2 protein-coding genes are annotated in these 1,839 nt (G+C 58.1%); both read right to left on the bottom strand.

Annotated elements, in window-relative coordinates; genetic code table 11:
* Positions 1–449, bottom strand: a 449-nt coding sequence (locus tag SB822_RS54430; RefSeq protein ID WP_410858764.1) for a chemotaxis protein CheB, incomplete at its 3' end; no start/stop codon positions are given.
* Positions 450–839: 390 nt separating this feature from the next.
* Complete coding sequence (locus SB822_RS54425; protein ID WP_086916495.1) at positions 840–1,076, bottom strand: hypothetical protein; 237 nt, start codon at positions 1,074–1,076, stop codon at positions 840–842.
* Positions 1,077–1,839 lie beyond the last annotated feature (763 nt).

Genomic DNA, 1,839 nt, shown 5'->3' with positions numbered 1-1,839 from the left:
TCGCTACCCGTGCCTGACAGGATGATGCTCATGGCGCGCGCGCCGTGGGCGTCGGCAAGGCTACGGAAAAACCGGTCAATCGCCACTGGGGGACGCCCCGCGCGTTCGGCCCGTGTCACCCGCAGGTAGCCGTCCGCCATCGACAGTTCGTTGGATGGCGAGATCAGGTAGACGTGGTTCTTTTCGATCTGTGTTTGCTCGAGTACCTGCGTAACAGGCATCGCGGTGACGCGCTGGAGCACCTCATCGACCCGGCTTTCATGTTTCGGAGACAGGTGAAGCACAACGACGAACGCCATGTTCGCATCGCGCGGCATCTGTTCAAAGAAATGCAGAAGCGCCTGGATGCCCCCTGCGGATGCGCCGATTCCGACCACCGGGAAGTTGAGCGTTGAAGGCCCGCGGGCAGGGTGGCCTGCGGGCGAATCCGGTGATGTCTCAGTGGTCATAGCTAAGGGAAATGCCTTCGATTTACCAGTTCGGTGTTCGCGCGAACCAATAGTATGGAACGCCACACAGCGTGACACCGTGCGACCACGTACGCCGAATGCCTGCTGGCGGCTAAGCGCGGTCCGGCGACGGCTCGGCGACCGTTGACCATGTGCCTCGCAATACAGAGTAGTGTGCTAATCGTGCAAGCGGCGTTCCCGGCGATAACCCGTTCGGGCAAGCGCGCAGCCAAACGCGATCCGCTGCAAGCACATCGCTACCGGCAAACTCCTTGACGGGACAAAGTATTTTAATCGAGGACGTCCGAAATAGAACCTACGTCCAGATGGCCACATCTCATCGGGTTTCTACATCGTTCCACGAAGCCCATTCTTATATTGCCCGCAACATCATGCCTGCTCCTCGCGGGCACGCCCCCTGATTGCCATCGGCCCGTTGACAGGGACGCAGGGCCGGAATCTCCGACGTCGATTAGGTCCCGCCAACGCTGCCTTTTCCCGGACTGTATCCGCGAAGTGCTCCAGCGCCTCCTTCGTCCCGTAGACGCTGCTGTATTCATGCCCGCCAATCCTGGCTTCCAGCAGGACCGTGAATCCTGCTTCGCGCGCAATTTCAAGCACATTCATTTCTGTTTCCTCCGCTATCCGTCTGGTACCTACGCTCGTGTGTGCATGATTCGTACCTCGCACGGCCTCCAAGGCCGTTGAATCTTGACGCGAGGCGGTGCAAACGAGAACTCGTTGATTTGCACTGCAAGCAAGGTAGCCGCGGTAGAAAACAATTCCGTTGCAGTGTGCAAAAAGCACCCGCGCCCCACTTAGGGGCGCGGGCGGAACACGCGCCGAAGATTGAGGTTCAAATCTCCGGAACAATGAATGTACAAAAACAGAATCGTCTGAATCAAGAGCGAATCCGCATAAAATTTGGCCCATCGGAACAAATCGTTCGGCGCTTCATTGATCGAGTTTGCTCATCAGTCGCCGCCGACAACTTTTCGTTGCGCGGCATCCTGCGGCGATCAGAGACCTCCACCTGATGGAAAGGCCGCGACAAAAGGTCAGCGATTGCCTCAATTCAGCGGTTAAAACCTTACCCGGATGCCTCCTTTCATTGCAACCAACCCGCGATGCGATTCGCTGAGGTCAAACCGGCACCCCCTCATCGCATACGCATCAATCTTGGATGTCACGTGCGCCGAAAACCGACCGATCACAGCGTTCTCGCCATCGGATTTCGGTGCCGAGCCGCGACAACGTGCATGTCGCCCGCGTGCCGACGCCATCGCGTGCAGACAGTGTCAGCTTGCCTCCATGACGTTGCCCGTAAATTTCGTATCCGCTAACCGAGTGCTTATTATGCCGCTGCCTTTCGCTGTGCGGCGTACCAGTT

This window comes from Paraburkholderia sp. SIMBA_054, from assembly GCF_046534875.1.
GTDB lineage: Bacteria > Pseudomonadota > Gammaproteobacteria > Burkholderiales > Burkholderiaceae > Paraburkholderia > Paraburkholderia hospita.
Note: the sequence above shows the minus strand (reverse complement) of the source record. Positions and strands in the feature narration are given on the sequence as shown.

Coding starts and splice junctions, on each gene's coding strand:
- SB822_RS54425 (WP_086916495.1), bottom strand. CDS start 1,076: ATGAATGTGCTTGAAATTGCGCGCGAAGCAGGATTCACGGTCCTGCTG.